The sequence below is a fragment of the Clostridium ragsdalei P11 genome (genome assembly GCF_001675165.1).
GTDB classification, from domain to species: Bacteria; Bacillota; Clostridia; order Clostridiales; family Clostridiaceae; genus Clostridium_B; species Clostridium_B ragsdalei.
Map to the genome: position 1 here is coordinate 169,340 of NZ_LROS01000044.1, position 26,476 is coordinate 195,815.

A 26,476-nucleotide genomic window follows, 5' to 3' on the forward strand; every position below is an offset into this window, starting at 1 on the left:
TAATTTTAATATTATTAATTTTTAAGTTCTTGCTTGTACACCACCTCCTTAAAAAGATAAGCTTAAAATTTTCGAAGACTTTTTCTGAATTACAACAAAAGAGACCTTCTTTCGAAGGTCCCCTTTATAACATAGATAACTACATATAACTAATAAACTAAAAAAGAACCGCTAGGGTTCTCTCATGTCAATATAACCGTTTACTTTTAATTATAAACAGCTTAAATATAGTAACATCTTTCCCTCCGAAAGAATTAACAACATATCAGGCAGGTTTCCTGGCTCAGATTCATTTTACTCCCCTGTCTTCCCGGATACATAAATCCAGTGACATAATTAGGGTTTCATCCTCCATACAGTAACGGTGGGCTGCAGTGTTTCTTACACTTTTCCTTTTAACTATCATATTTGACAGCACCTAATACTAAATATTAAATTTTTATTACTTTTATGTTAAGTATAAGACATATATTTTCCAAAGTCAACATAATATTCTATATATAATAGATAAAAATGTATTATAATACATATTCTACTATAACAATAATTCATATCTTTAATTTATGGGTTTTGCCAATATTTCTAGCAAAACCCATCTTATAAAAGTCCTTTATTTATTTAACTGGACAGGTATGTCTATAATATCTGAGAGAGGATTCATATTTTCAAGGCTGTCCCATACAAATGCCTTCAATTTATATATTCCCTCCTCTGGAAGTTTCATAATGCCCGTCAAGATAGATGAAGCTCCATTTTTTATCGTCTGCTTACCGCATATATAATTGATGAATTTACCACCCTCATTATATAGTGCTACTATAAGTGATGCATCCTGGTCTTTACCGGAATTATTTTCTGCCTTTACAGATACCTTTGCATCATCACCCAATTTAAATGAACTGTCCTTTGTTAGATTAGTTATCTGTATTGGTTTTGGCGTATTATTTTCCGTAACAGTAACTGTACACTGTGCCTTTGCATCCTTGTTGTCTTCAGATACTGCTGTTATTCTTGCTGTTCCTGCCTTTACTGCTGTTACCTTTCCGTTTTCATCTACTGCTGCTATAGTTTTATCACTGCTTGACCAATCTACTTTTTTATTTGCTGCATTATTCGGCGTTACAGCTGCTGTAAGCTGCAGTACATCTCCTTCTGTCATGCTTGCACTTGTCCTGTCAAGGCTCATGCCTGTTACGCTTACTGTCTGTGGCGGTATATCCTTAGTTACTGTTACAGCACAAACTCCCCCATAACTATCATCATCTGTTTTTGCATAAATATATGCCGTTCCTGGATTAACTCCTGTTATTACACCTTCACTTGAAACTTTAGCCACATTTGCATCAGTACTTCCCCATACAACCCCTTTATCTGATGGAATTTCATTTGCAATTTTTTTAACTCCACCTGTTTTTATTGATATCTGACCGGGTGATAGTTTAGCACTTTTACCACAAATTATCGTGGTAGAATCAAGATATTTTGTGTCTTTAGTATTGTCCTTAGTAAAACTTGTATCCGTTAAGTCTAATACAGAAAGATTGGTACAACCCGAAAAACAACCGCCCCCCAATTGTGTTACACTACCTGGTATTTTCATATATTCCAGTGACGTGCAGCCACTGAAAGCTAAGTTGCCTACACTTTTAACCGTATTTGAAATTTCTACAGAAGCTAAAAGTTTACTATTTGAAAAACATGAAAAAGGAATACTTGGTATTCCTTCAGGTAATTTAATAGAAGTCAGTTTACTAGAAGTAAATGCAAACATTTTATTTTTTATGTCTTTCATACCTGTACATCCACTAAAGTCCAAACCCTTTGGTATTGTCCAGTCAAATTTAAGTTTTTTAAAACTAAGGTTTGTTAAATCTTTGTTATCCGACAGGTTTATAGCTGATACTCCTTTAAGATATTTCATTACATCCATATCACTATCGGTAATATCTAAATTTGAAAGGTCAATAGTTCCTTTTATAGATGCTAGATCATCCGGTGTGAAATATCCCTCATAGTCACTGTCTTTTCCTGCTGCTAGGGCAAGTTTGTTTTTCAACTTTACATTATTAATAACAATAGCTCCCTGACCATCAACAACTGTTACAGCACAAGATGCCGTTTTATTTCCATCTTCAGTATTTGCCGTTATAGTTGCGGTTCCTACTTTTATTGCCGTTACTTTTCCACTTTTATCTACCGCTGCTACTGCAGGATCACTGCTTGACCAATCCACCTTTTGGTTAGTTGCATCGTTTGGTGTTATGGTTGGCGTAAGCTGCAATGCAGCTTTTGGTATCAACTTAACACTTGTTTTGTCGAGAATTATTCCCGTCACACTTACATTTTCTTTTATTGTTATTGTGCACTGTGCTTTTGCATCCCTGTTGTCTTCAGATACGGCTGTTATTACGGCTGTTCCTTTTTTTAATGCTGTTACCTTTCCATTTTCATCCACTGATGCCACTGTAGGATCACTGCTTGACCAATCTATTTTTGTATTAGTTGCATATTTAGGCGTTATAGCCGCTGTAAGCTGCAGTGTATCTCCTTTCATTAGATCTGCACTCGTTTTATCAAGACCTATTCCTGTTACTTTTACTGGCTGTGATTGTGACAGCTTTTTCTCTGCGTCAGTCAATTTATCCATCGTTTCCTGTTTTATTGAAGCTTTTTTAACATCACTTAATTCATCATATGCAGCTCTTGCGGCATCAACCTTTTCCTTATCAGCTGAAGTAATTTTATATACATCCGGCAGTGCTGCTATGGCATTGTTTACAGGGACTGTAGAATCTTTGACATCTGTACAATCAAAAATCGAGACTCTGCCTTCAGCTGCACGTACAAGCGAATCCAATCCCCTACATATTTGTGCAGATTCATAAGATGAATTATCAAAATCAGTAGTACCATTTTTCACATCAAACTTCTCAAGTACACCATCCAAAATAGTCTTGCCGTCTTTTATATACATCTTGTCAAAAATATTGGCATGTGCCATTCCAAGTGTCATATACACCTGGGCATTGGTCCACGCATTATTTAAATCAATTTTGCCATCAAGATCTACACTGCCGCCCCAGAAAGATCCCTTATAAGTCTGGGCATTTGAAAACTGTGCAAATACATGATCCATAGCCTGTTTTACGTCATAGTACTTGTCTCCTGGTTTTGCATCTGGATTATAATAAGCTGCAATTGGTTGTAATTTCATAGTCCACATATCAGGAGTAGTATTTCCTATTACTGCTGACCCATCAGCACCTTTTGACCCAAGTGCACCCTTGGCCCATTCATGTATATATCCATCTAAATCATCTTTAGTAATGTGCTTTCCATCATTAGGAATAAGATTAATATAATTACGAGAAGTTAATGCATAAATTGCATACTGCGGCGTAAAATATTGATTTGATGCTTTCACATACTCCTTATTTGAAATTATGTCTATTAAATCATAAGCTTTTATATCTCTTGGATCATAGCCTATAGCAGTAATTGCCAGAACTAACTTCTCCCATTCCGTCATCTTTACATCCCGAGCAGTTACCCCTGCATCTTTCATTTTCTGCAAGCCTGTCTGTATACTCTTAAACCAGTCATCATAATATCCTGCCCTTATTCCCTTATAGCCAGAACGGGCCGATGAAAATATTCCCCAGTCCTCATCTGAAAAAGTAACAGTTCCTTCTTTTCCTGGAGCCGCAGATTTGTCTCCACCCCAGCTAAATTCAGGTACATCTCCTGCAATACCTAGCTTGGTGCCTAATTTGGTATAAAGAATATCTTCTGCCTTTTTTGCATCTTCAATCTGCTGTTTTTGTTCATCTTGTGTAGGTCCTGCTGCACCATTATCAAGGAGTTTAGCAGTCGATGGAAGTACTTTACCAAGTACAAACTGATAATCCTCATTTGAATTATAATTTATCTTAACCTTACTGGTATCAATATCTATAGGCACGTCTCCAATAGTTGGTGCATTTAAAAATACATCTCCACTATAGGTTACGCTAACATTATATTTGCTTATTAGCTCTTTATCTTCATCAGATCTTGGGACTATTTTAAAAGTTGCCGTTGTCTTAAGACTATCATCTGTATTATAAATAATTGGGGAAGTAGGAACAATATAAGTTTTATCATCAGCCGTTACCTGCACATCTACAGTCACTTTTGCTGCTGTTTTTTGTGTGTTTTCTGAATTTAAATATGGATATCCATTATTTGAAGAATCTATTTTCCAGGTTTTATCAAAATCAAAGTCTAGAGCTGTATATGTATCTTTATTTTTCATTTCTGCAGTTGTATAACCTTTGGGGTTACCATTATCAGAAGAAGATGGGGTGTACCCTAATACATCTTTATCATACGCACAATTTTCTGCACTTGTGGTAACTCCAGTTTTACTATCATAATAGGTTGAACATAGGATTGGTTGGCATTTATCGCTATGTTCACCAGTATAATTTCCTGTAAATTTACCATAAAAATAGCAGTGATCTAATTGTTCACCACCCATTGAACAAATTCCTGCATATCCCACCATTTCCTCTGATGATTGATTATCAATAATTACATTACTGTAACAATCTTTTAAGTACCCAGCTGCAATACTACTTGTTTGTCCAATTGTATCCCTAGCAACTATTCCTGCTTCAAAAAAAACTTTAACCTTATTTGTAATTGTTCCTGTTGAAGAACAGCGAATAATTGTTCCACTTGCTTCATTAGCAATTAGTCCATAATTTTCAATTTTATCACCTTCAATAACTACGTTAGCATCAATCCTAGCATTCTCCACAATACCATCTTTATTAATAATATTGAACAAGCCGGATTTAGGATCATTATAGTTACTTATAGTATGAAATTTTCCATTAAAAGTACCATTAAAAGTATTTTGTGTTGTAAAAGATTTCAAAGGTAATTCAGATTTACCTACATCAATATCCTGAGTTAACAGAACATTTTTACCCGAATAGTCTATTCCCTTATCAATATCTTCCCTAAGCTTGTTTAAATCTTGTACTGAACTTACAGTGTAATTTCCATCTTTATCCTCAGTTAAAGATGGAGTTGATGCTGCCTGAGTATCTGCTATAACCGGGTATGGTGCAAATGTCATTAATGTAAATATAAGCATCATAACAAAACTGACCTTTTTCCATATCTTTTTCATTTCATTCTCCTTTCTAAATTATAAGATTATGTAATATAAACTAATCTTAATATTATTTTTTTAGGTTCTTGCTTGTACACCACCTCCTGAAAAGGACTTTTTGTATTCCTCAATTATAGGCTTAAAATATTTTTTCTCACCCTTTTTTCTGCATTCTATTGCGTCTTCCAATTTATCAAAATATCCTAAATGTTTTTCTTTTCCTGCAAGAGTTAAGCGAACTCTCCATTTACTTCTTTTTTTATCCCAATTAATACCTTTGTAACCACTAGAATTACTAGAAGAAATTTTGCGTGTTAATTGGCCAATTTTTGTTCCTTTAAATCTATCTACATTAGTTGCTTTAACCTGAATAATTTTAGTATGTTCTATCATCAAACATCCACAACTTCTAGTTCCACCATCTATTAAATGTCTTTCTCTAACTTTTACTTTGTTTCCACAGTCACATAAGCAGTTCCAAATAACACCCCTATCTTTATATTTTTTATTTGCAACAGACATAACTGTTAAACGTCCAAATTTCTTTCCTGTTAAATCTTTAAATCTGTTCATTTTCTCACCTCAATTTATGTATTTTGCCGCCGACTTCCTTCAAATTCCGCGTCACCATGGACACCCTTGTCTTAATCTATGCACTTTGGTACTATCAACCCATACTAGGGACTTTCACCCTTTAAATTGCGTCCATGCTGGGTGCACCATAATAAAAGAGACCTTCCTTCGAAAGTCCCTTTTATTACATAAGCATTATATATGACTAATAAACTAAAAAAGAACCACTAGGGTTCTCTCATGTCAATATAACCGTTTACTTTTAATTATAAACAGCTTAAATATAGTAACATCTTCCCCTCCGAAAGAATTAACAACATATCAGGCAGGCTTCCTGGCTCAGATTCATCTTACTCCCCTGTCTTCCCAGATATAAAAATCCAGTGACATAATTAGGGTTTCATCCTCCATACAGTAACGGTGGGCTGCAGTGCTTTTTACACTTTTCCTTTTAACTATCGCATTTGACAGCACCTAATACTAAATATTAAATTTTTATTATCTTTATATTAAGGTTAGTACATAATTTTTCAAAAGTCAACATAATCTTCTATAAGGAATTCTATTTTGCTCATAGAATTTTTTATGAACCAAAATACCTATATGCCTATTTAAGCTGTAAAAATAACTGTATATTTATTTTAAATTATATTAACTTGTTTTTCCAAATTGTTAAATTTAATTTTTTGAGGTAAAAAATCACAGAATATCTTTTTGTCATTTAAAGTATCTCCGTCATAACCGCTGTTAAAGTATGCAAGTAAAGTATTTTCATCAATACAATGAATCCATTTCTCTAAGCTATCACTAAATTCAAAATCTTCTTCAAATATAGTATCGTCTTGATACATACTTATAATGTTATACAAATACATATCAAGCTTTAGAACTTCATTAATATTTTGAATATTTATTCCATCTTGTTCCACAATTTCTTTTTCTTTTAATGAATAAACATCATAATAATTTTCAAGTTCTTTATAAAATCCCACTACTTTTTTGAGATACTTATAAAAATATACATTATTAATTTTTACTTTTATTTTATTACTTTTATTTAAATAAGAAATCAATCCTGGTTTATATTCAGAAAACTGCGTCTGATAAAAATAATGATTCATAAAAAATCCTCCCTTAAAAAAAAATTCCTTTTAACAAAAGCGTTAAAAGGAAATAGTATAAAAAAGTTTGATTAGTCATAGAAAATCTAACAAAACTATCATTATAACACTCCCCCTATCACTCGTAGAGATATTTGTGTAAAATATAGGTAGGTCTTCTGACTCAAGATTCACCATTTTAGTACGCCTTCCCAATATTTAAGTGGCATAATGTACTAAAACTCCTCTATTACAGCTACGGGATAGTTCAGGATTTTCACCTGATTCCCTTTTAATTAATCAAATTAGATTAAACCCATATTTATCTTTATAGAACTTAATTATAATTTATACCTATTACAGTTTAATGTCAATCTCCAAATACATTTTTTTAGCTTTAAAATATAAGATGCTTCTATTTGATGGAATAGGATTAAATTTAGTTGAAGGCAAGTATACATTATTGAAAATTTATGAGTTTTGCTAGAAATATTAACAAAACCCATCTTATAAAAATCTTTTATTTATTTGACTGAACAGGTATATCTATAATATCTGAAAGGGGATTCATATTTTCAAGGCTGTCCCATACAAATGCCTTTAATTTATATATTCCCTCTTCTGGAAGCTTCATAATACCTGTCAAAATAGATGAATCTCCATTTTTTATTGTCTGTTTTCCACATACATAGTTGATGAATTTAGCACCTTCATCATATAGTGCTACTATAAGCGATTCATCCTGATCCTTACCTGAATTATTTTCTGCCTTTATATATACTCTTGCATCATCACCTAATTTAAATGAACTATCCTTTATAAGATTAGTTATCTTTATTGGTTTTGGTGTGTTATTTTCCGTAACAGTAATTGTACACTGTGCTTTTGCGTCCTTGTTGTCTTCGGATACCGCTGTTATAGTTACTGTCCCTGCCTTTAATGCCGTTACCTTTCCATTTTCATCTACTGCTGCTACCGTAGAATCACTGCTTGACCAATCTACCTTCGTGTTAGATGCATTCTCTGGTGTTACAACTGCTGTAAGCTGCAGTATATCTCCTTCTGTCAAGTTAGCTTCCATTTTATCTAAAGCTATAGATTCTACTTCTTTTATGCCCTGACCATCATCTTTAAATGTTGTTATTGTATCTCCATCTTTTAGTTGTGTATCCTTTTGATTATAAGTACTGTTGTCACCATTTAAAGTGTAACTCCAAAACTGCGTATCATCTTTTGACATTAAAGCTCCTGCTGCTAGAGAAGATTTATCAAAATCTTGTCCATGCTTTTTTAAACCTTCCATGATTGCAGCATTAATAGAATTATTATTCAATACAGTAACCTGTTCACTGAAACTATTATCCTTTTGCACATTTTTTACAGTTACATTTACAAAATCATTTTGAATTGAGTCATAACTAGACAATAAATCATCATAATTTTTAGCATAAAAAAATAATAGATAATCTCCATCTTTTACACTTTGAGATTTAGGATAATTTTTAGGCGTTGTATAATTAACTTTATACATCCATCCACTTTGAGATCCATAATTACAATCATCAGTGCCATTTTTCTGTCCAGCTATGCTATCTACCATTCCGGTATCTTTAACTTCTACATCTAACCCTGTGGCTTTCAATACATCTTCAGCAGTGGCATTTCCTTTTACTTTAATTTGCTGTGGACTAAAAAGATTTTCATTATACATTCCTACTACTGCTGCATTAACATTTATATCATTACTATTTTCATCTGCAAAAACACTTCCTACATTTATTCCTATCATACTCACTATCATCATAAAGGTTATGAATATGGATATATATTTTTCTCTTCTCTTATTTTTAAATTAAATTAGCAGTAAATGTAAAACACCAGGTTAAAAAACTCTACTTAACCTGGCATTCATCTAAAACTTTTAATTAATCAATAAAGAAACTTACTCTTATTTTATAGAAGCAACTGTCTTAATATCCAGAACATTAGCTGCATTATTAACATCAGTTTGAATAGCTTCCAATTTTTCTAATTGAGTTTAATTATTATAAGCTATATTTGTTTTATTTGCATGATTTGTCATTTTCGATATATATGTTGGTTTACTGTTCCAATTATAATATCAATATTTAAGTGTTCCATCTGGAAGATATCTTGCTAGTCCCAAATCACATTCACATACTATTGAAAACTAATAGATCATTAGGCAGATCAAATAAAGGTATCAGATAAAGGTACTGGCTATATAATAAAATTCTACCACAGATCACTGTTAATATAAGATGGGATATCTACAAATCTCAATGCTAATATTGCGTCACATATAAAGTTGTAAACAATTTTATCTTAAGATTTTATTTTATATTTCTAAAATTTTATCTTATTTCACCTCCATAATTAATAATTTGATACTGTTTATCTTTAGGATTTACTCTAAATATCACCTCCTCAAAAGGGTAAAATTACAATATATCTGTCTATTTTTTATAGTATCTAAACAAAAGAGACCTCCTTACGAAGGTCTCTTATATAACATAAGCTTTATAATCTAAAAAAGAACCACTAGGGTTCTCTCATGTCAATATAACCGTTTACTTTTAATTATAAACAGCTTAAAATAGCAACATCTTTCCCTCCGAAAGAATTAACATCATATCAGGCAGGCTTCCTGGCTCAGATTTATTTTACTCCCCCTATCTTCCCAGATATAAATTCCAGTGACATAATTAGGGTTTCATCCTCCATACAGTAACGGCGGGCTGCAGCGTCTTTTACACTTTTCCTTTTAACTGCTTAAAAAACAGCACCTAATACTAAATATTAAATTTTTATTATCTTTATGTTAAAAATACATATATTTCCCAAAGTCAACATAATTTTCTTTGAGCTAATTCTATCTTCTTTGAGCTAATTCTATCTATGATTGATTTGTGATAAGTCTTAGTATACCAAAGTTGATTATGTTCCAAATATATAACTAAATATGAATTTTCATATTTAATACATATTTTAAAAATAGTTAGCATTCTCCATAGTCTTCAGTAAAATATAAAATCCCTATTTTTCTAACTTTATAATTGCTTATTACATTTCCTGTTGCTTTATCATACAAATTATAACCAACAATAGTGTAAATCATAGCATTTTCTTTATCAAGAATGTTCTTATCCATATTGTACTGTCCTTTGTTGACATGTACAGTTCCTTTAAATGCTCCCACTGGATATCCGCTCACAAAAATATATGTTCTAATAGATATAGAAGGGGTTATGTGACTTATAATAAATCCCCCAATAATTATTATAAAAGAAGATAAAATTACAATACCTTTTCTCGAAAATTTCATTGTCCTCCTCCTTATTACAACTTATAATAAAGTTTATACAGAATATAAACTTTATTTTCTTCATTTATCCACCGCCCCCAGCATAAATATACCAATAGTCAATCTTTTTTGAATACTTATGTTTCTTAGCAACACTATATGAATCTAAACCAATGCCTGGATTTTTACAAAAATATAAAGTCCCATACTGTTGGTCAGGAATTGGTCTTTTACAAATTTCTGTTCTAAATGCTTTAATAAAATACCCTCTAAAAAACAAGTCTGTTCTTATAGCTCTTTCAATTGTGGAATGAGTAAAAATATCAACTCCAATATATCCTACCATGATAACAATACATATTAATATTATTTTAATGGACCTATGTTTCAATTTTATCCCTCCTTTCATATTGAAAATTTCTATATTCAATAAAATTAAACAATTCATATCTTTAATTTATGGGTTTTGCGAATATCTCTAGCAAAACCCATCTTAAAAGTCTTTTATTTATTTGACTGAACAGGTATATCTATAATATCTGAAAGGGGATTCATACTTTCAAGGCTGTCCCATACAAATGCCTTCAATTTATATATTCCCTCTTCTGGAAGCTTCATAATACCCGTCAAAATAGATGAATCTCCATTTTTTATTGTCTGCTTTCCGCATACATAATTGATGAATTTACCGCCCTCATCATATAGTGCTACTATAAGCGATTCATCCTGATCTTTACCGGAATTATTTTCTGCCTTTACAGATACCTTTGCATCATCACCTAATTTAAATGAACTATCCTTTGTAAGGTTAGTTATCTGTATTGGCTTGGGTGTGTTATTTCCCGTAACAGTAACTGTACACTGTGCCTTTGCATCTTTATTATCTTCAGATACTGCTGTTATTGTGGCTGTTCCTGCTTTTACTGCTGTTACCTTTCCGTTTTCATCTACTGATGCTACTGTCTTGTCACTGCTTGACCAATCTACCTTTGTATTTGTTGCATTATTTGGTGCTACAGCTGCTGTAAGCTGCAGTGAATCTCCTTCTGTCAGGCTTGCACTTGTCTTGTCAAGGCTCACCCCTGTTACATTTACCGTTTGTGATGGTGATACCTTTTTCTCTGCGGCAGTTAACTTGTCCACTGTTTCCTGTTTCATGGATAATTTTTGTGCATCACTTAAGGCATCATACAATTTCTCTACTGCATCAACCTTGTCTTTATCAGCTGAAGTAAGCTTGTCTACATCCAGTGCTGCTATTTCGTTATTTACCGGCACTGTAGAATTCTTTACATCTGTACAGTCAAATATTGAGTTTCTACCTTCATAATCCCTTACAAGTGAATCTATACCCCTGCATATCTGCACTGGATCATAAGTTAAATTGTCATATTGGGTAGTTTTATTTTTGGCATCAAACCCTTCAAGTATAGCACTAAATATGGTATTGCCGTCTTTTACAAATTTCTTGTCAAAAACATTAGCATGTGCCATTCCAAGTGTCATATACACCTGTGCATTGGTCCACGGGTTATTTAAATCAAAATCGCCATCACTTGTATGACCACCCCAGAAAGAACCAGTATAAGTCTGAGAATTTGAAAATTGATCAAGTGCATAATCCATGGCCTGTTTTACATCGTAATACTTGTCTCCTTCTTTTGCATTTGCATTATAATACGCTGCAATTGGTTGTAACGCCATAGTCCACATATCAGCTGAAGAATTTGCTGATATGTGAGACCCATCAGCACCTTTTCCGTTGTAAACATTCTTAGCACCATCATGTGTACTTTCTTCCATATAATTTCTGTCAATATGGTTTCCATCATTTAGCACATGATCAATATAATTATAAGAAGTTAATGCATAATCTGCATATGCTTCTGAAAACATCAGGCCTGCTGAATGTAAATAATTTTTATTTGAAATTATATCTATTAAATCATAAGCTTTTATATCCCTGGGGTCATATCCTATAGATGTAATTGCCAGAACTAATTTTTCCCATTCTGTCATCTTTACATCTTGATCTCCAATTTTTGCATCTTTCATCCTCTGAAGTTCACCCTGTATGCCCTTAAACCAATCGTCATAGTAACCACTTCTTATACCTGTGTATCCAGATCGGGCTGATGAAAATACATTCCAATCATCATCATTTAGTACAATAGTACCTGCCTTTCCCGGAGCATCAGCTTTATCTCCCTCCCACTGAAATACGGGCACAGTTTTTTCCTGTCCAACACCTACTTTGCTGTAAATTATATTTTCTACTTCTTTTGCATCTTCAATCTGCTGCTTTTCTTCATCCTGTGTAGGTGCTACCGCACCATTGTCAAGGAGTTTAGCAGTTGAGGGAAGTACTTTACCAAGTACAAACTGGTAATCTTCATTTTGATCATAGTTTATTTTTAGTTTGCTAGAATCAATTGTTAGTGGTACATTTCCTATAGTTGGTGCATTAAAAAATACATCTCCACTGTAGGCTGCAGTAACATTATACTTGCTTATTAAATCGGCATCTTTATCAGATTCTGGAACCACCTTAAAAGTCGCTGTCGTTTTAAGGCAGTCATCTGTAGTTTTAAAAGGTTCAGTTCCAGGTACAAATATTCTGTTTGGGGCTGTTGTCTGCACATCTACTACTACCTTTGTTGCTATCTTAGTTGAACTATCAGAATTTAGGTAAGGGTAGCCATCATTTACATAAGGATCTATCTTCCAGGTCTTGTTAAACTCAAATCCAAGCTTAGTATAGCTGTCTTTATCTTTCATCTGTGCTGTAGTATATCCTACAGGATTTCCCATAAAAGAAGTACTTGAAAATCCCAGTACATCACTGTCATATGCACATGTCGCTGTTTTAATTTTGCCACTTGCATAAATTGGTTCACGAGATACTTTTTTTTCATTTTCTAAAAATTTACCATAAAAATAACAATTTTTGATTTCTGAGCCAGGCTCAACACAAATTCCTGCAATATTTCGTGAAAATAAAGACTTAGTATCAAAAGTAACATTACTACAGCAGTTATCTGTATATCCATTTATTAGATTCCAGTTATCATCAAAACATCCACTATTACCAACTATCCCTGCTAAAGTTGAAAATCTACCAGCATCAACTTCAATAGTTCCTGTGCTGCAGCAGTGGGTAATTGTTCCACAACATTCATTTGCAATTACTCCATAAAATACATCATCGTTATCATCTAAAATTATTTTACTTGTATCTTTTATGTCTACATTAGCATCAACCTTAACATTCTCCACAATTCCATCTTTCCATACAATTCCAAACAACCCTGAAGCTGCATCTGTATAACCACTTATAGTATGAAACTTTCCATCAAAAGTACCATCAAAATTTTTATTGTGAGAGGTAAGCGATTTTAAAGGAACATTTGATTTACTTATATCAATATCCTGTGTCAAAACAACTTTTTTACCTGAATAGTCTATGCCATTATCGATATCTCCCCTGAGTTTGTTCAAGTCATCTACTGAACTTACAGTGTAATTTCCATCTTCATCCTGAGTTAAAGACGGCGTTGATGCCAATGGTGAAGCATCTGCCGCAACCGTATATGGTGCAAATGTCATCAACGTAAATATAAGCATCAAAGCAAGACTAATCTTTTTCCATACCTTTTTCATTTTGTCTCCTTTCTAATTTTTCTAAAACTATGTAATAAATACCGGGTTAAAAATACATCTTAACCCGGTATCAATCTAAAACATTTGCTTAATCAATTAGGGAAAATCTGCTTTTATTATAAAGCACTAGCTGCAGCATTAACAGCGTCTTGTGTAGCTTGTAATGTCTCCAATTGAGTTAATGCATTGGTATAAGCTGTGTCTGTTTTATTTACATGATTTGCCATTTTTGCTATAAGATTTGTTTTATCTGCTCTTCCACTAAAGAATGCAGGAGTTGCAGTTGTATTCCAATTGTAAGTTCCATATTGTTGGTTAAGTGTTCCATCTGGTAAATATCCTGCTAATCCTAAATCGCATCCTGCTGCTGCTGAAAATTCCCAGCGTATTGCAGCACCATCCGGTACATTAGCTAATGTTGTACTTCCATCATAATAAGTTGAGTTAGCATGATCTACATTATTAACTGTAAACATCCAGCCTGAAATTCCATCACATTCTTTTTCACTTAAATAATTTGCATCGGTAACAATAGGCTGATTTGGTATATTTGTCCTGAAGACAATACCTTTAGTTACAGTTTTAAGTTCTGTCTTAAAATCAGTCAGATAATTATTAGTAAATGCCGATTGATTATCTGTAGTATCCTTAAAACCTGTTACATAGCTACCATATTTGCTTGAAACTATATTTACATTTCCATCACCTACAGCCTGCTTTGTAGCATCAGCAATGGTATTCGTATCACTGAGTGTAACTTTTACTGGCTGTAAAATAGGTGCTTCTCCTAAAACATTTTTCTCAACATCCACATAGACAGTCTTTGTTGGAGCAGCATCAGCTTTTACACTATTAAAAGCTGACGGTGCAGCTACAACTCCCAAAGTTAATGTTGTTATACATAGTGTCGCAAATAATTTGTTTTTTAATCTTCTAATCATTTTATACACTCCTCCAAATTTTTAAATTTTTAATTGTTGCTTGTCCAAATTTAAAAGACAATGATAAAATTTTTACACTTTTATATCGATCACCTCCTAGAAAGTTAAATATAATGGCAATCATATTTTTAACCTTTGTGAAAAATAAACCAGGTGGTAATTCAGGTGAGATTAGATTAACGTAAATAAATATATATTTGTGTAAATAAAAGATAAAAAGAGACCCTCTTTCTTTCGAAGGTCTCCAGTATACGACATGAATTTATAAATATTTAATGTAAACAGATGTTACTGGCATTGAATACTTACCTTTCCCACCGAAAGAACCATATATGTTTGTAACAGGCAGGTCTACTGGCTTGGTATCATCTTACTTTTCACACCTTCCCAAAGATTATATCTTCAGTGGCATTCTGTGAATTTCATCTTCCTTACAGCAGCGGGGGCTGCAGTGGTTTTTCACCACTTTCCCTATTAATTCCTAAAAAAGAAACCTATTCAAAATTATCATTTATTTTACAATTGTCATTACCTTTACAGTACACCAACTCCACTTATTTGTCAATAATTTATAAAAACTTTATTAAATTAGTGTAAATTTCAATAATACAACACAATTTTCTATAAACAGAGTTCTTGACATCAGATAAATTTTAATGCTAAAGTTTATCCTAAATACTGTTAAAATGTCTATTGCTTATTTAACTCAGCGTTAGTTTTAGGATTTATATTAATTTCTCCAAAAGTATCCTCATACTTTTCTACTGATTTCGTAAGCATCATACAAACACTTTTTGCCTGCTGCGGACTCATAAATATCTTCACACTATCTTTTACATCTTTTTTATACACCTTCATAAAATCTAACTGAAAATCATATACACTTCCAGAAAGCTCTAATCTATTTGAATATAGTTCCTTTTCCTCTTCCAATTTTACATTTTCATCCATAGGATTCACCCTTACCTTTCATATTTTTTATTCAACTTATTTTTACAATTCACTCTATCTAATCACCTTCCTTTTTGTACTCGCCTGTCTAATCTACTGCATTTAGTTCTTTCATTGATGACGGAGGGGTTATTCTAAAGTAAGAACAAATCTGATGACTTACTTGATTGTCCATAAACAGCGTTCTTGTCATCAGATAAATTCCTGTAAAATAAAAAGAGACCCTCTCCCTTCGAAGGTCTCTATATAACATAATTTCCCATAATGGTTAATAACTAAAAAACATCTCTGTTCTTTCATGTTAATATAACCGTTTACTTTTTCAATAAACATAGCATTGTCTTCCCCTCCGAAAGCATCACCGACATATCAGGCAGGTTTCCTGGCTCAGATTCATCTTACTTCCCTGTCTTCCCAGATATAAAAATCCAGTGACATAACTAGGGTTTCATCCTCCATACAGTAACGGTGGGCTGCAGTGTTTTTTACACTTTCCCTTTTAACTATCAATTTGACAGCACCTAATAGTAAAAATATTAAATTTTATTACCTTTATGTTAAGTTTAGGGCAAAAATTTTGAAAAGTCAACATTATTTTCTCAATAAATCCATTATTAAACATTTTAATCTTCTTGAATTTCAAGTACTCCCATAGGACAAGCTTTAACACAAATACCACATGCCATACACTTACTTGGATTAGGCTTGTCTTCTACTTTTACAATAATACCTTTTGGACAGGCTTCTACACATGTACCACAGCCAGTACAAGCTTTTTTATCTATCATATATATTCCCTTAGCATTTTGTTTAATTGCCTCTTCAGGACATTTTTTAGCACACACTCCACATTGATTGCATACTTTTAAATCTACAGATCCATCTTTTCCTTCATCAATCTTAATACAAGAATTGCCGTAGGTTTTGTAAAATGCCTCGGAACAAGCCATTTCACAACTTAAACAAGACATACATAAAGACTTATCTTTAACAACTAATTTTTTCATAATACATTCCCCTTTAAACATTATTTATATATACTTTGTACATATATCTTAATTATACAAATATATAAGGTATATATCAATACCGCAAATTTTATGCCTATTATTTTGGTTTATATCAACGAATCTTACTTAGTGGGAAAAGCAGATATCCCAAATCTTTGATTTGGTGATAGTCGCTTTCGCTGTGTGCGTGGGAGTGTTACAGTAGGTAGCCATCAGATAAAATAAATGTACAATAAGATTGTCAAAATAAAGTAAAAAGTACTTAAGTGCAGGAGGGACTGCTGTTAAATACTTTTTATTTTAGAGTTTAGGGTTTAAATAATTAAATTTATTTCAAAACTATATTAATTTAAGAAGCAATTTATATGCCAATTCTTCATCTTGCAATATTCCTACTTAAAATTATAAATTTTATCCGATGCCTACAACCGTAGTACCCCCATCTTCTTATAAAGTGGGGGATATTAGAACTCTTGAGCTTCAGCGATTTAGAGTTCTTATGCTGTGCATAACGGCTGCTACACCCCTAGATAACTATTTCCCCTAAAGGATAACGCCTTCTAAGTGCTAAAGCACTAAGAATCCTGTTAATAAGTTTCAGTAGGAGAAAAAAACTCCACCTGAAACCAAGAACTCTGTTTATCATTTTGAATATTTTTCTCGTACCATATTGATAAATTACTTTAATTTAGTTTTATTTTGATACTGATAGATTCATCTATTTAAATATTTTTATCCGATCGTTACCATTGCTAACACCCCCATCTTCTACTAAAGTGGGGGAAGTGCCTAACTTCTTCGCCCAATTACCTTTTAGATAATAGAAAGCCATACAAAGTGCTGTTGTAGCCCAGGTTATGGGATATGTAATTGCTACTCCCCGAACATCATGATAGAAATGCATTATAGTAAAGAGCAATACAATTCTAAGTACGCATATATTAGATAATATAATTGCCATTGGTGGAGTCGCTTTTCCTGCGCCTCTTATAGTATCGCCCAATACTTCCAAAATAACATAAATCCAATAAAATGGAAATGACGTACTTATTATTCGAATTCCATAATCAATTACCATACTATCATGATTAAATATTCCAAAAGCTTGGCGTCCAAATATCAACAAAAGCGTACTTGATACTATGGTTACCCCTATTCCCATTAGTATACATACCTTGGCTCCCTTTTTTACCCTTTCAATATTTCCTGCACCCACATTCTGCCCGGAAAACGTTGTAATTGCTTGTCCAAAAGCTACAATTGGAAGATAAACAGGTAATTCCACTTTAAAATATGCAGTAAATGCAACAATTGCATTTACACCAAGGCTATTAATATGATATTGTGCCAAAACATTGGACAATGTTATTACAATACTTTGAAACCCTGACGGTATTCCAATTTTAAGAATAGGTAACAGTATTTCTTTATGTATTCGTATTTTTCTAAATTGTAATCTATATTCGCCCTCTAAATGTGTCAAATAATATAATATCAATACAGCAGTTACAGTCTGCGATAAAAGCGTTGCCCATGCAACCCCATTAACACCATTTTGAAAAATAGCTATAAACAATGCATCCATTAATACATGAACAATCCCACCAAAAAGTTGTATATACATTGGTGTTTTGGAATTACCCATGGCGCGTATAATACCAGAGCCCATGTTATAGGTAATAATTGAAATGAGGCTTAAAAAATAAATTCTTATATAGGAAACAGCTGATTTCAGTATTTCCTCTGGAACATTCATCCACCTTAAAAAATATGGTGCACCTATATAGCCAATAATGAAAAGCACTATTCCTCCGAGAAAACTCAATCCTATTGCCGTATGTATTGCATCTTTTAATTTCTCTTTTTTCCCTGATCCAACAATATTAGCAATAACAACACTTGCTCCTACTGACATACCTGTAAAAAATCCTACCAGGCAGGTAACTATCAAGGAACTAGCTCCAACTGCTGCTGCAGCTTCTTTGCCAAGATAATTCCCAACAAAAATCAAATCAACTGTATTATATAATTGTTGAATCAAGTTGGATCCCAAAAGCGGCAGTGCAAAAAGTAGTATCTGTTTCCATATAATGCCGTCTGTTAAATTAATACTCTTTTTCAAATTATTCATTATATTCAACCAATGATCTAGCTAATTTCTTAACCATCCGTTCCTTTTGCCCCTTCTTTGTGATTTGGATTTTCTCCATAGGCCACCATGGAATCCCCTTTAATGATACATAAACTAGCCACCTGATAAAGTAATATTCCGTCCATTTCAGCAGTGCAGGTTTCCAAAACATTGCCAAAATAATCTTTAATGTAACCTAATATTTCCCCTTTTCTAAAATTAGCACCTGCTTTTTTCGTTGGATACCAGCAGCCTGTGTGTTCAGCATTTTTGCAGATCACATTTCCCACATCAACAGGATGATAAGTTCTTTTAGAAACCTCCCCCTGTAAGACTTTTAAGTATCGCAGCACATTTCTAACATCTTTTTTTCCCAATTCCACTTCTTCTTTCGACCACCGTCCCATACAACCTCTCTCAATCAAAATACTAGGAATTCCACAGGAACCAGCATAATTATAAGAACCTCCACTGCCACAAGGAGACTGCACCAAATAAGGAACATTTATCACTTCAGCCATACCTTTTGCTGCTTTAACGACTTCTGGAACAGCCACTCCTACACAATATACATAGGGTGTTAGCTCTTCATACCCATCTCCACAGTGAAGATCAATATAATAATCTGCATTTTTTTGAAATTCTGTTACAACCGTATGACAGATTCTATCTGCAGTTGTTCCCTGTGCATTTCCAGGAAACTCTCTATTTAAATTTTTACCATCCTCATATACCATACTCATAGTCCGATGTTCGAATCCCGTCCTATTCATCAAATGTAATATAATAAGATTTCCTGTTAATTGTGATGGTAAAATCTCATTAGCTATTTCAATGGCTGTCTCAATTCCCACATATTCTGCATTATGCACTCCTCCAGAAATGAATACTGTTTTTCCTTCCTTTTCTCCACAAATAATGGTAACTGCAAGTTCTATATCCGTTCCCTTTACTTGTACATAACCTGATACTTTTTCTCCAGTTTTGGCACACATATTTCCTACTTTTAATATTTGCATTAATCAATGTCCCCCTGTCATAGTTAGTCATCGAATAAATGACAGGTCACTAAATGACCTTTTTCTATTTCTTTTAATTCAGGTTTTTCCTTAAAGCATATATCTTTGCATTTTGTACATCTGGAATTAAAACTGCAGCCTGGCTGTATATCAGAAGCACTTGGCGGCTCACCTTTTATTATTTCTACTTCAGTATTTTCTCTTTCTTTAACAGAAAACACTGATGCTAAAAGTGCCTTTGTATATGGATGGACTGCAGCAGTAGTAAGTCTATCACTGTCAATTGTTTCAACAATACGTCCAAGATACATCACGATAATTCTATCACTGATATTGCTAACCACTGCTAAGTCATGACATATAAAAATATATGATAGTCCCTTTTCTTTTTTCAAATTTATAAGAAGCTTAAGCACCTGTTCCTGCACGGAAACATCTAACGCAGAAGTAGCTTCATCACATATTATAATTTCGGGTTCCAAAGATAGAGCTCTTGCTATTGCAACTCTTTGCTTTTGTCCTCCACTTAGCTGATGGGGATATCTGTTCATAAATTTATCACTGATCCCCACCATTTGAAGGAGTTTCTTTGTCTTCAATTCAGCATCAACTTTATTCATAAGTTTAAAATTTAAAAGTGGCTCACTTATAATTTGTCCAATCCTCATACGGGGATTGAAGGATTCAGAAGGATCTTGAAATATCATCTGGAGTTTTCTTCGATTTTGTCTAAGCTCTTCCCCCTTCAACTTTGAAATATCTCTCTTATTATAAATAATCTCTCCTGAAGTCAAAGTTTCCAAATTGGTAATTACATTTGCTAAAGTACTTTTACCACAGCCGCTTTCTCCAACTATCCCCAAACATTCTCCTGAATATAGTTTTAAACTTACATTATCAACTGCAGTTAACTTTTTTCCATCCTGCAAATCAAATTGCTTTACAACATTCTTTATTGTCAATATTGGTTCTTTCTCTTGAAGCAAGATTACATTCCTCCAATTCAGGTATTGCTGATAAAAGTTTTACAGTATATTGGCACTTTGGATTGTTTATCACCTCATCCTTATTTCCCCACTCAACCAATTCACCACTTTGCATTACTCCTATTTTATCGCACATATAAGATGCTACTCCCATATTATGTGTAACTATTATTATGCTTGTATTGAAATTGTCTCTAAGTTCCATCATTTGCCTGACCACCTGTGCTTGTACCGTTACATCAAGTGCACTGGTTGGCTCATCTGCCAATAATATTTCTGGTTCCATAGTCATGGCTATGGCTATACCTACTCTTTGCTTCATACCTCCACTAAGTTCAAAAGGATAAGAATTCATTATACGCTTTGTATCAGGAAGTCTCATTTTTCCAAGCATATCAACTGCTTTGTCATATGCATCAGCTTTTGAAATATTAAAATGACTTCTTATGCTTTCAATGAATTGATTACCAACTTTTTTAATAGGAGTTAATGATCCTCCTGCATCCTGAAAAACAATAGCCATTCTATTACCACGTATTTCTTGCCATTCTTTCTTAGAATACTTAAGAATATCTTTATCCTTATAAATTATATTTCCTGAAGAAATAGCAGCTCCTTTAGGCAAGATACCTAGTACGGCACGTATAAGTGTTGATTTTCCACTGCCGCTTTCACCAACTATTCCTACTATCTCCTTACTTGCAATTGACATGCTTATATTTTTTACAACAGGTTCTTGCATACCGTATTTTATTGATAAATTATTTATCCTTAAAATCTCTTTGCTCGTCATTTTATGCTCACCTTATTATCTAATAAATAATAATCAACAGGATACATTGTTACTCCACTAACAGTATTTTTACTAACTACATTAAGCATTGGCGTAACAAGAAATAAATTAGAGTTATCTTCCAACAATTTCTGCTGTACTTTTGTAGCAATATTGCCTCTTTCTTTAGTATCTTTTTCAGTTTTAAGCTTATCAATAAGAGAGTCTACCTCTGCATTACTATATTTCCCATAGTTTGCATTTCCATTGGTTTTAAAATATAGTTCCAAGAAGGACTGTGGATCTCCTGAAGTTGCAGTATTTACACTGTACAAACCCAAATCAAAATTTCCGCTTTTTAATGCTGGATCAATAACCTCATAGGATTGTAACTTAGTTCCTATGCCAATTTCTTTAAGATTCGCCTGCATTGCTTGTGCAATTATAGGAAGCTCTGAACGAGTTGTATAAAAGGCTAAATTCAGTTCCACTTTCTTACCATCTTTCTCCAGTATGCCATCACCATCTGTATCTTTATATCCTGCATCGCTTAAAAGCTTAGCTGCTGCTGCTTTATCATGCTTATATCCTGTAAGGTTCTTATTCCCATAAGGCAAGGATTCTGGAAAAGGTCCAATTGCAGGCACAGCACTATTTTTAAGAAGTGTTTTAGCATAAGTATCTTTATCAACTGCTAAGGAAATAGCTTTACGTACTGCTGGATCTTTTAAGAACTCATTATTTAAATTTTCATAAGACATTATTATTCTTAAACTAGTTATTTTATCTATATTGTACTTAGATTTATCTTTGAATAATGACATATTATTACTTGGAATGTTTTGTGCTACATCGATTTCTCCTGATTGAAGCGCCATTGCACGAGTATTATCATCTTTAATATACTTAAAAGTTGCTTTATCTACCTTAGCTTTATCTCCCCAATAATCTTTATTTTTTTCTACTACTACATTTGAATTTGGAGTATAGGATTTAACCTTAAAAGGTCCTGTGCACACTGGAGCTTTAGCAAAAGTATCTGCTGGAGCACTGGAATCTACTATTATTGCTGAAGAATCTGCCATATTCGATAAGAATGCTTCACTTGAACTTTTAGTTTTTATAGTTATATCTTGTCCATCTGCAGTCATAGAATCAATAAGTAATATTTCTCTTGTTCTTGGATTCATTTTCAATGTTCTTTCAAGGGATGCTTTTACAGCCTGAGCAGTAACTGGTTTGCCATTATCAAATTTAACTCCTTTTCTAATGTGAAATTTCCAGGTTAAGTCATCTACTCTTTTCCAGGAATCAGAAAGTAAGGGCTCTATTTGCATATTCTTATTAAGCTTTACTAAGGTTTCTCCTGCACCAAACATAGAAACAAACCAACCGTTCCATTCAGAAGCTGGATCCAAATTACTTGGAAACTGATTTGTCCCAAATGTAATGCTTTTGTTGTTATCACTACTGCCTTTATCAGCAGAGTTTCCACCTGTACAGGCTGAAAAGCTTGTACATAATAACACTGATGTAAATATTAATGCTAATTTTCTTTTTAATTTAAATTTCATTTGTGTTCTCTCCTTTTAATATTCATTGATTAGGATCTAATATATCCCTTATACTGTCTCCCAGTAGATTAAATATCATTACAGTTATAAATATTGCAGCACCTGGATATATCATAAGTCCCGGTGAAGTCTGCATGTAATTTCTGCCTTCATTAAGCATGTATCCCCATTCAGGAGTTGGCGGTTGGGCCCCAAGACCTAAAAATGAAAGAGATGATATTTCAAGCATCATAGTTCCTATGTCCATAGCAGCTATTACAATAAGCGATGGTATTATATTAGGTAATATATATTTTAAAATTATTTGATATTCTTTAGCACCTCCCATTTTAGCTCCTTTAATGTACTCCTTTTTTCTTACAGACATTACTAAGCTTCGACTTACTCTTGCATATTTAACCCAATTCACTACAACTAAAGCTATAACAACATTCATCGAACTAGGTCCAAGCACTCCTGCAATAGCTATAGCAAAAATAATACCTGGAAAAGCAAGAAAAATATCAGAAAATCTCATTATAATTGTGTCAACTATACCCCCAAAATATGCGGCTATTGTTCCCAATGCTGTTCCAACTATAAATATTATTATAACTAGACAAAAAGTCATTTTTAGAGAAGTGGATGCTCCATATAACAATCTTGAAAGCAGACATCTTCCAAGGTTGTCTGTACCTAATGGAAACTTACTGCTTCTACCTTGAAGTGCATTGGTCATATTTGTTTTAAACGGATCATGAGGAGCTATGTAGTTCGCAGATAAACTTATTAAAATTAGAACTATCGCTAACATACATAGAAATATAAACAACTTATTTCTTTTTATAAACACTGTAAAGTTTTCCATGTTAAGCCCTCTTTTCCAAACGGATCCTTGGATCTAGAAAATAATATGAAATGTCTACAACCATATTAATTAGTACATATATAACTGTCATCCATACAACATATCCTTGTATTACTGGATAATCTCTGCTAAATATAGCTTCTACAGCTAACTTTCCAACTCCAGGCCAGGAAAAAATAGTCTCAACTATAGCTGTTCCTCCAAGTAAAGATCCTAGAGATAACCCTAGTAAAGTTACAATTGATAATAATGAACTCTTTAAAACGTGCCCAAACAGTATTGCTCTATCTTTAATCCCTCTAGCTTTAGCTCCAATTACATAATCCTGGGATATTTCTTCTAGTATAGCCGCCCTAAGCTGCCTTGTATATTTTGATGCCATTGCAATTGTCAAAGTAACCGCTGGTAGTATAATACTTTTCCATCCTGTGTCACCCACAACCGGTAAAAGTTTAAATTTAATTGAAAATATATACATAAGTAATAATCCAACCCAAAATCCTGGCATAGATATTCCAAAAAAAGATATAATTCTAATTATATAATCTAATACCTTGTTTTTATGTAATGCTGACGTAATACCCAAAGGCAGTGCTATAAGCATCATCATAACAAGTGATGCACCTGCAAGCTTAAAAGTAGCTGGCAGAGCTACTAATATTAAATCTAACACGGGTCTGCTGTATTTATAGGAGGTACCAAAGTTTCCTGTAAATACACCACCTAGCCAATGTAAGTATTGAAATAAAAAAGGATTATTTAGTCCTAATTCTTCTCTAACTTTTTGTACAAGTTCTGGAGAAGGGGTTACACCTGTTGCACTAAGCATCAAGAGTGCTGGATCGCCTGGAGAAAAATATGTAAGTGCAAATGTTAAAAAAGTAATTCCAAATAAAACAGGTACTAAATGTAATAACCTTTTCATTATGTATTTTCGCAAATTATTTTTTTCACCCTTTCCTGAAAATTGTAAAAGTACTTATAGAGTAATTTAAAATGCTTCACAGCAATGACCTACAAAATAATTATTTGCAGGTCATTGTAATATTACATACTTTTCTTAGCCTCTATGAGCATTTCATTAGACTTTTCCATAAATTCCACAGCTTTTTGTATTAACTCAGCTGTTTTTACTTTGTCCATTGCTTTTGATTTTTCAGCCCAATTTTTAAATTCCTCTTCATGGGATCTATTGTGTTCAACCCAATGATCCAACAATATCTTTAAAGTTTTTTCTTCCTTATCTAAATCTGAACTGCAATCTTTTAATTCTTCACCTACAGCAGCATGATCATGGCTGTGTTCACATTTATCACCACTGTGATTCTCAATATGATGGTATTTATATTCATGTTCTCCATTAAAAATCATAAACGTATTCACCTCCTTTCAGTCTTTTGTTGATTAATACTTACAAGCACATATACTAAACATGGGTGCTGTTCTATAAGCTACTTTTTCTTCTTCTGTATATATTTTGTTTGAAATATCTTCTTCAATAATTATTTTTTCAAATCCACATTGAGTCAATGCCCTTTTATCCCATTCAGGACGCAGTTCATACGTCAGTGGAAGATTCCTTGCAATGTCCTTACACTTTGATCTCTGTTTCTCATTGGTTTTACAATCATAACCCATATCAACAGCCAATTTTATATCCTTTGTATATTCTTCTTCAAGTTCAGGTTTTGCCAGCCTTAAATACCAATTTGCATCAAATATAAGTAATTTCCCGCTTTTTTTTAAAAGGCTAAACCAATTTTTGTAAGCCTTTACAGGTTCCTTTAAAGTCCATGTAACATTTCTATTCACTATTAAATCAAAACTTTCTATAGGTAAGTCTAAATTTTCCACATCGCCTTTCATAAATTTAACCTTTACTCCGGCCAACTGTGCATTGGATTTAGCTTCCTCAAGCATACTTTCAGAACAATCCACAGCAGTTACATCATATCCCATTTGTGACATGATTATTGCAAAAAAACCCGGTCCTGTACCTATGTCTAATGCTTTTACATTATCTCCCGCCTTATTTTTAATTATTTTACTCCAGGCTTCTCTTTTAAAACTGTTTATATCCTCACTTATCATTTCACTATATGTATTTGCCCGATTGTTCCAATAGCTTTCAATTTCTCCCATTAAGTTCCCTCCTTGTGTAGAAAATTTTCATTTTTATGTATATATTTAGTTATATAGCAAATTTTATACCAAACATATTAGCCCTATTTTTCGTGATTTAAGCTAAAAAAATCTCAAAGCGATACCCTTTTTGTATCACTTTGAGATTTTTTATCATTATAGGGTTTCTAAGTGATAATTTAACTTATACTAGGAAACTTCTAGCATAAGCTAATGAATGAATCTTAGCAAAATTAGAATTAAGTTCGTCAAAAAGAATTTTAATATCTGATACTAATTCCCAT

19 protein-coding genes and 6 riboswitches are annotated in these 26,476 nt (G+C 33.1%); all 19 genes read right to left on the bottom strand.

Features of this window, described 5'->3' with window-relative positions:
• Window positions 1–251 precede the first annotated feature (251 nt).
• Window positions 252–437: riboswitch (cobalamin riboswitch) on the bottom strand.
• 173 nt (window positions 438–610) lie between these two features.
• The 19 genes from CLRAG_RS21150 to CLRAG_RS15965 all read right to left on the bottom strand — a co-directional run bounded on the left by CLRAG_RS21150 (window position 611) and on the right by CLRAG_RS15965 (window position 26,192).
• Window positions 611–5,179 carry an Ig-like domain-containing protein gene (locus tag CLRAG_RS21150; protein ID WP_065079287.1) on the bottom strand — a complete coding sequence of 1,523 codons (4,569 nt, stop codon included), beginning with the start codon at window positions 5,177–5,179 and terminating at the stop codon, window positions 611–613.
• Between the two features lie 60 nt (window positions 5,180–5,239).
• Complete coding sequence (locus CLRAG_RS15880) at window positions 5,240–5,734, bottom strand: hypothetical protein (protein ID WP_065079288.1); 495 nt, start codon at window positions 5,732–5,734, stop codon at window positions 5,240–5,242.
• A 307-nt stretch (window positions 5,735–6,041) separates the two neighbouring features.
• Window positions 6,042–6,227: riboswitch (cobalamin riboswitch) on the bottom strand.
• A 148-nt stretch (window positions 6,228–6,375) separates the two neighbouring features.
• Window positions 6,376–6,855 (bottom strand): hypothetical protein, encoded by a 480-nt coding sequence (locus CLRAG_RS15885; protein ID WP_065079289.1) that lies wholly within the window; start codon window positions 6,853–6,855, stop codon window positions 6,376–6,378.
• Between the two features lie 131 nt (window positions 6,856–6,986).
• Window positions 6,987–7,169, bottom strand: a riboswitch (cobalamin riboswitch).
• Window positions 7,170–7,354: 185 nt separating this feature from the next.
• Entirely contained in the window at window positions 7,355–8,623 is a 1,269-nt protein-coding gene (locus CLRAG_RS15890) for an Ig-like domain-containing protein (RefSeq protein WP_167351582.1), read from the bottom strand.
• Window positions 8,624–9,475: 852 nt separating this feature from the next.
• A riboswitch (cobalamin riboswitch) is annotated at window positions 9,476–9,660 on the bottom strand.
• A 193-nt stretch (window positions 9,661–9,853) separates the two neighbouring features.
• Window positions 9,854–10,180 (bottom strand): hypothetical protein, encoded by a 327-nt coding sequence (locus CLRAG_RS15895; protein WP_065079291.1) that lies wholly within the window; start codon window positions 10,178–10,180, stop codon window positions 9,854–9,856.
• 64 nt (window positions 10,181–10,244) lie between these two features.
• On the bottom strand, window positions 10,245–10,550 hold the full coding sequence (locus tag CLRAG_RS15900) for a hypothetical protein (RefSeq protein ID WP_065079292.1): 306 nt from the start codon (window positions 10,548–10,550) through the stop codon (window positions 10,245–10,247).
• A 113-nt stretch (window positions 10,551–10,663) separates the two neighbouring features.
• A complete protein-coding gene (locus CLRAG_RS15905) occupies window positions 10,664–13,819 on the bottom strand; it encodes an Ig-like domain-containing protein (protein ID WP_065079293.1) in 3,156 nt (1,051 codons plus the stop codon).
• Between the two features lie 116 nt (window positions 13,820–13,935).
• Window positions 13,936–14,760 (bottom strand): hypothetical protein, encoded by an 825-nt coding sequence (locus CLRAG_RS15910; protein WP_065079294.1) that lies wholly within the window; start codon window positions 14,758–14,760, stop codon window positions 13,936–13,938.
• Window positions 14,761–15,087: 327 nt separating this feature from the next.
• Window positions 15,088–15,273: riboswitch (cobalamin riboswitch) on the bottom strand.
• 177 nt (window positions 15,274–15,450) lie between these two features.
• Window positions 15,451–15,711, bottom strand: coding sequence for a DUF3467 domain-containing protein (locus CLRAG_RS15915; RefSeq protein ID WP_065079295.1), 261 nt, complete (start codon window positions 15,709–15,711; stop codon window positions 15,451–15,453).
• 355 nt (window positions 15,712–16,066) lie between these two features.
• A riboswitch (cobalamin riboswitch) is annotated at window positions 16,067–16,251 on the bottom strand.
• An 83-nt stretch (window positions 16,252–16,334) separates the two neighbouring features.
• Complete coding sequence (locus tag CLRAG_RS15920) at window positions 16,335–16,718, bottom strand: 4Fe-4S binding protein (protein ID WP_065079296.1); 384 nt, start codon at window positions 16,716–16,718, stop codon at window positions 16,335–16,337.
• A 721-nt stretch (window positions 16,719–17,439) separates the two neighbouring features.
• Window positions 17,440–18,852 (bottom strand): MATE family efflux transporter, encoded by a 1,413-nt coding sequence (locus CLRAG_RS15925; protein ID WP_242872160.1) that lies wholly within the window; start codon window positions 18,850–18,852, stop codon window positions 17,440–17,442.
• A 29-nt stretch (window positions 18,853–18,881) separates the two neighbouring features.
• Complete coding sequence (locus tag CLRAG_RS15930) at window positions 18,882–19,871, bottom strand: M14 family metallopeptidase (protein ID WP_065079297.1); 990 nt, start codon at window positions 19,869–19,871, stop codon at window positions 18,882–18,884.
• A 23-nt stretch (window positions 19,872–19,894) separates the two neighbouring features.
• Window positions 19,895–20,857: an ABC transporter ATP-binding protein gene (locus CLRAG_RS15935; RefSeq protein ID WP_065079298.1), complete on the bottom strand. Its 963-nt coding sequence runs from the start codon at window positions 20,855–20,857 to the stop codon at window positions 19,895–19,897.
• On the bottom strand, window positions 20,802–21,650 hold the full coding sequence (locus tag CLRAG_RS15940; RefSeq protein ID WP_065079299.1) for an ABC transporter ATP-binding protein: 849 nt from the start codon (window positions 21,648–21,650) through the stop codon (window positions 20,802–20,804). Before CLRAG_RS15940 ends, CLRAG_RS15935 begins: the two co-directional genes overlap by 56 nt.
• Window positions 21,647–23,203 (bottom strand): ABC transporter substrate-binding protein, encoded by a 1,557-nt coding sequence (locus tag CLRAG_RS15945; RefSeq protein ID WP_065079300.1) that lies wholly within the window; start codon window positions 23,201–23,203, stop codon window positions 21,647–21,649. Before CLRAG_RS15945 ends, CLRAG_RS15940 begins: the two co-directional genes overlap by 4 nt.
• A 22-nt stretch (window positions 23,204–23,225) precedes the next feature.
• Window positions 23,226–24,050 carry a nickel transporter permease gene (gene nikC / locus CLRAG_RS15950; protein ID WP_065079301.1) on the bottom strand — a complete coding sequence of 275 codons (825 nt, stop codon included), beginning with the start codon at window positions 24,048–24,050 and terminating at the stop codon, window positions 23,226–23,228.
• 1 nt (window position 24,051) lies between these two features.
• Window positions 24,052–24,990, bottom strand: a complete 939-nt coding sequence (gene nikB, locus CLRAG_RS15955; protein ID WP_065079302.1) for a nickel ABC transporter permease — start codon at window positions 24,988–24,990, stop codon at window positions 24,052–24,054.
• Window positions 24,991–25,097: 107 nt separating this feature from the next.
• Window positions 25,098–25,421 carry a DUF8180 domain-containing protein gene (locus CLRAG_RS15960; RefSeq protein WP_065079303.1) on the bottom strand — a complete coding sequence of 108 codons (324 nt, stop codon included), beginning with the start codon at window positions 25,419–25,421 and terminating at the stop codon, window positions 25,098–25,100.
• Window positions 25,422–25,454: 33 nt separating this feature from the next.
• Window positions 25,455–26,192, bottom strand: coding sequence for a class I SAM-dependent methyltransferase (locus CLRAG_RS15965; RefSeq protein WP_065079304.1), 738 nt, complete (start codon window positions 26,190–26,192; stop codon window positions 25,455–25,457).
• Window positions 26,193–26,476: the final 284 nt, after the last annotated feature.

Excerpts from the sequence above, each read along its gene's own strand:
- CLRAG_RS15930 (WP_065079297.1), bottom strand. The coding sequence starts at position 19,871 with ATGCAAATATTAAAAGTAGGAAATATGTGTGCCAAAACTGGAGAAAAA.
- nikC (WP_065079301.1), bottom strand. The coding sequence starts at position 24,050 with ATGGAAAACTTTACAGTGTTTATAAAAAGAAATAAGTTGTTTATATTT.
- CLRAG_RS15895 (WP_065079291.1), bottom strand. The coding sequence starts at position 10,180 with ATGAAATTTTCGAGAAAAGGTATTGTAATTTTATCTTCTTTTATAATA.
- CLRAG_RS15915 (WP_065079295.1), bottom strand. The coding sequence starts at position 15,711 with ATGGATGAAAATGTAAAATTGGAAGAGGAAAAGGAACTATATTCAAAT.
- CLRAG_RS15925 (WP_242872160.1), bottom strand. The coding sequence starts at position 18,852 with ATGAATAATTTGAAAAAGAGTATTAATTTAACAGACGGCATTATATGG.
- CLRAG_RS15885 (WP_065079289.1), bottom strand. The coding sequence starts at position 6,855 with ATGAATCATTATTTTTATCAGACGCAGTTTTCTGAATATAAACCAGGA.
- CLRAG_RS15920 (WP_065079296.1), bottom strand. The coding sequence starts at position 16,718 with ATGAAAAAATTAGTTGTTAAAGATAAGTCTTTATGTATGTCTTGTTTA.
- CLRAG_RS15945 (WP_065079300.1), bottom strand. The coding sequence starts at position 23,203 with ATGAAATTTAAATTAAAAAGAAAATTAGCATTAATATTTACATCAGTG.
- CLRAG_RS15910 (WP_065079294.1), bottom strand. The coding sequence starts at position 14,760 with ATGATTAGAAGATTAAAAAACAAATTATTTGCGACACTATGTATAACA.
- CLRAG_RS15940 (WP_065079299.1), bottom strand. The coding sequence starts at position 21,650 with ATGACGAGCAAAGAGATTTTAAGGATAAATAATTTATCAATAAAATAC.
- CLRAG_RS15960 (WP_065079303.1), bottom strand. The coding sequence starts at position 25,421 with ATGATTTTTAATGGAGAACATGAATATAAATACCATCATATTGAGAAT.
- CLRAG_RS15880 (WP_065079288.1), bottom strand. The coding sequence starts at position 5,734 with ATGAACAGATTTAAAGATTTAACAGGAAAGAAATTTGGACGTTTAACA.
- CLRAG_RS15905 (WP_065079293.1), bottom strand. The coding sequence starts at position 13,819 with ATGAAAAAGGTATGGAAAAAGATTAGTCTTGCTTTGATGCTTATATTT.
- CLRAG_RS15965 (WP_065079304.1), bottom strand. The coding sequence starts at position 26,192 with ATGGGAGAAATTGAAAGCTATTGGAACAATCGGGCAAATACATATAGT.
- CLRAG_RS15890 (WP_167351582.1), bottom strand. The coding sequence starts at position 8,623 with ATGATAGGAATAAATGTAGGAAGTGTTTTTGCAGATGAAAATAGTAAT.
- CLRAG_RS21150 (WP_065079287.1), bottom strand. The coding sequence starts at position 5,179 with ATGAAAAAGATATGGAAAAAGGTCAGTTTTGTTATGATGCTTATATTT.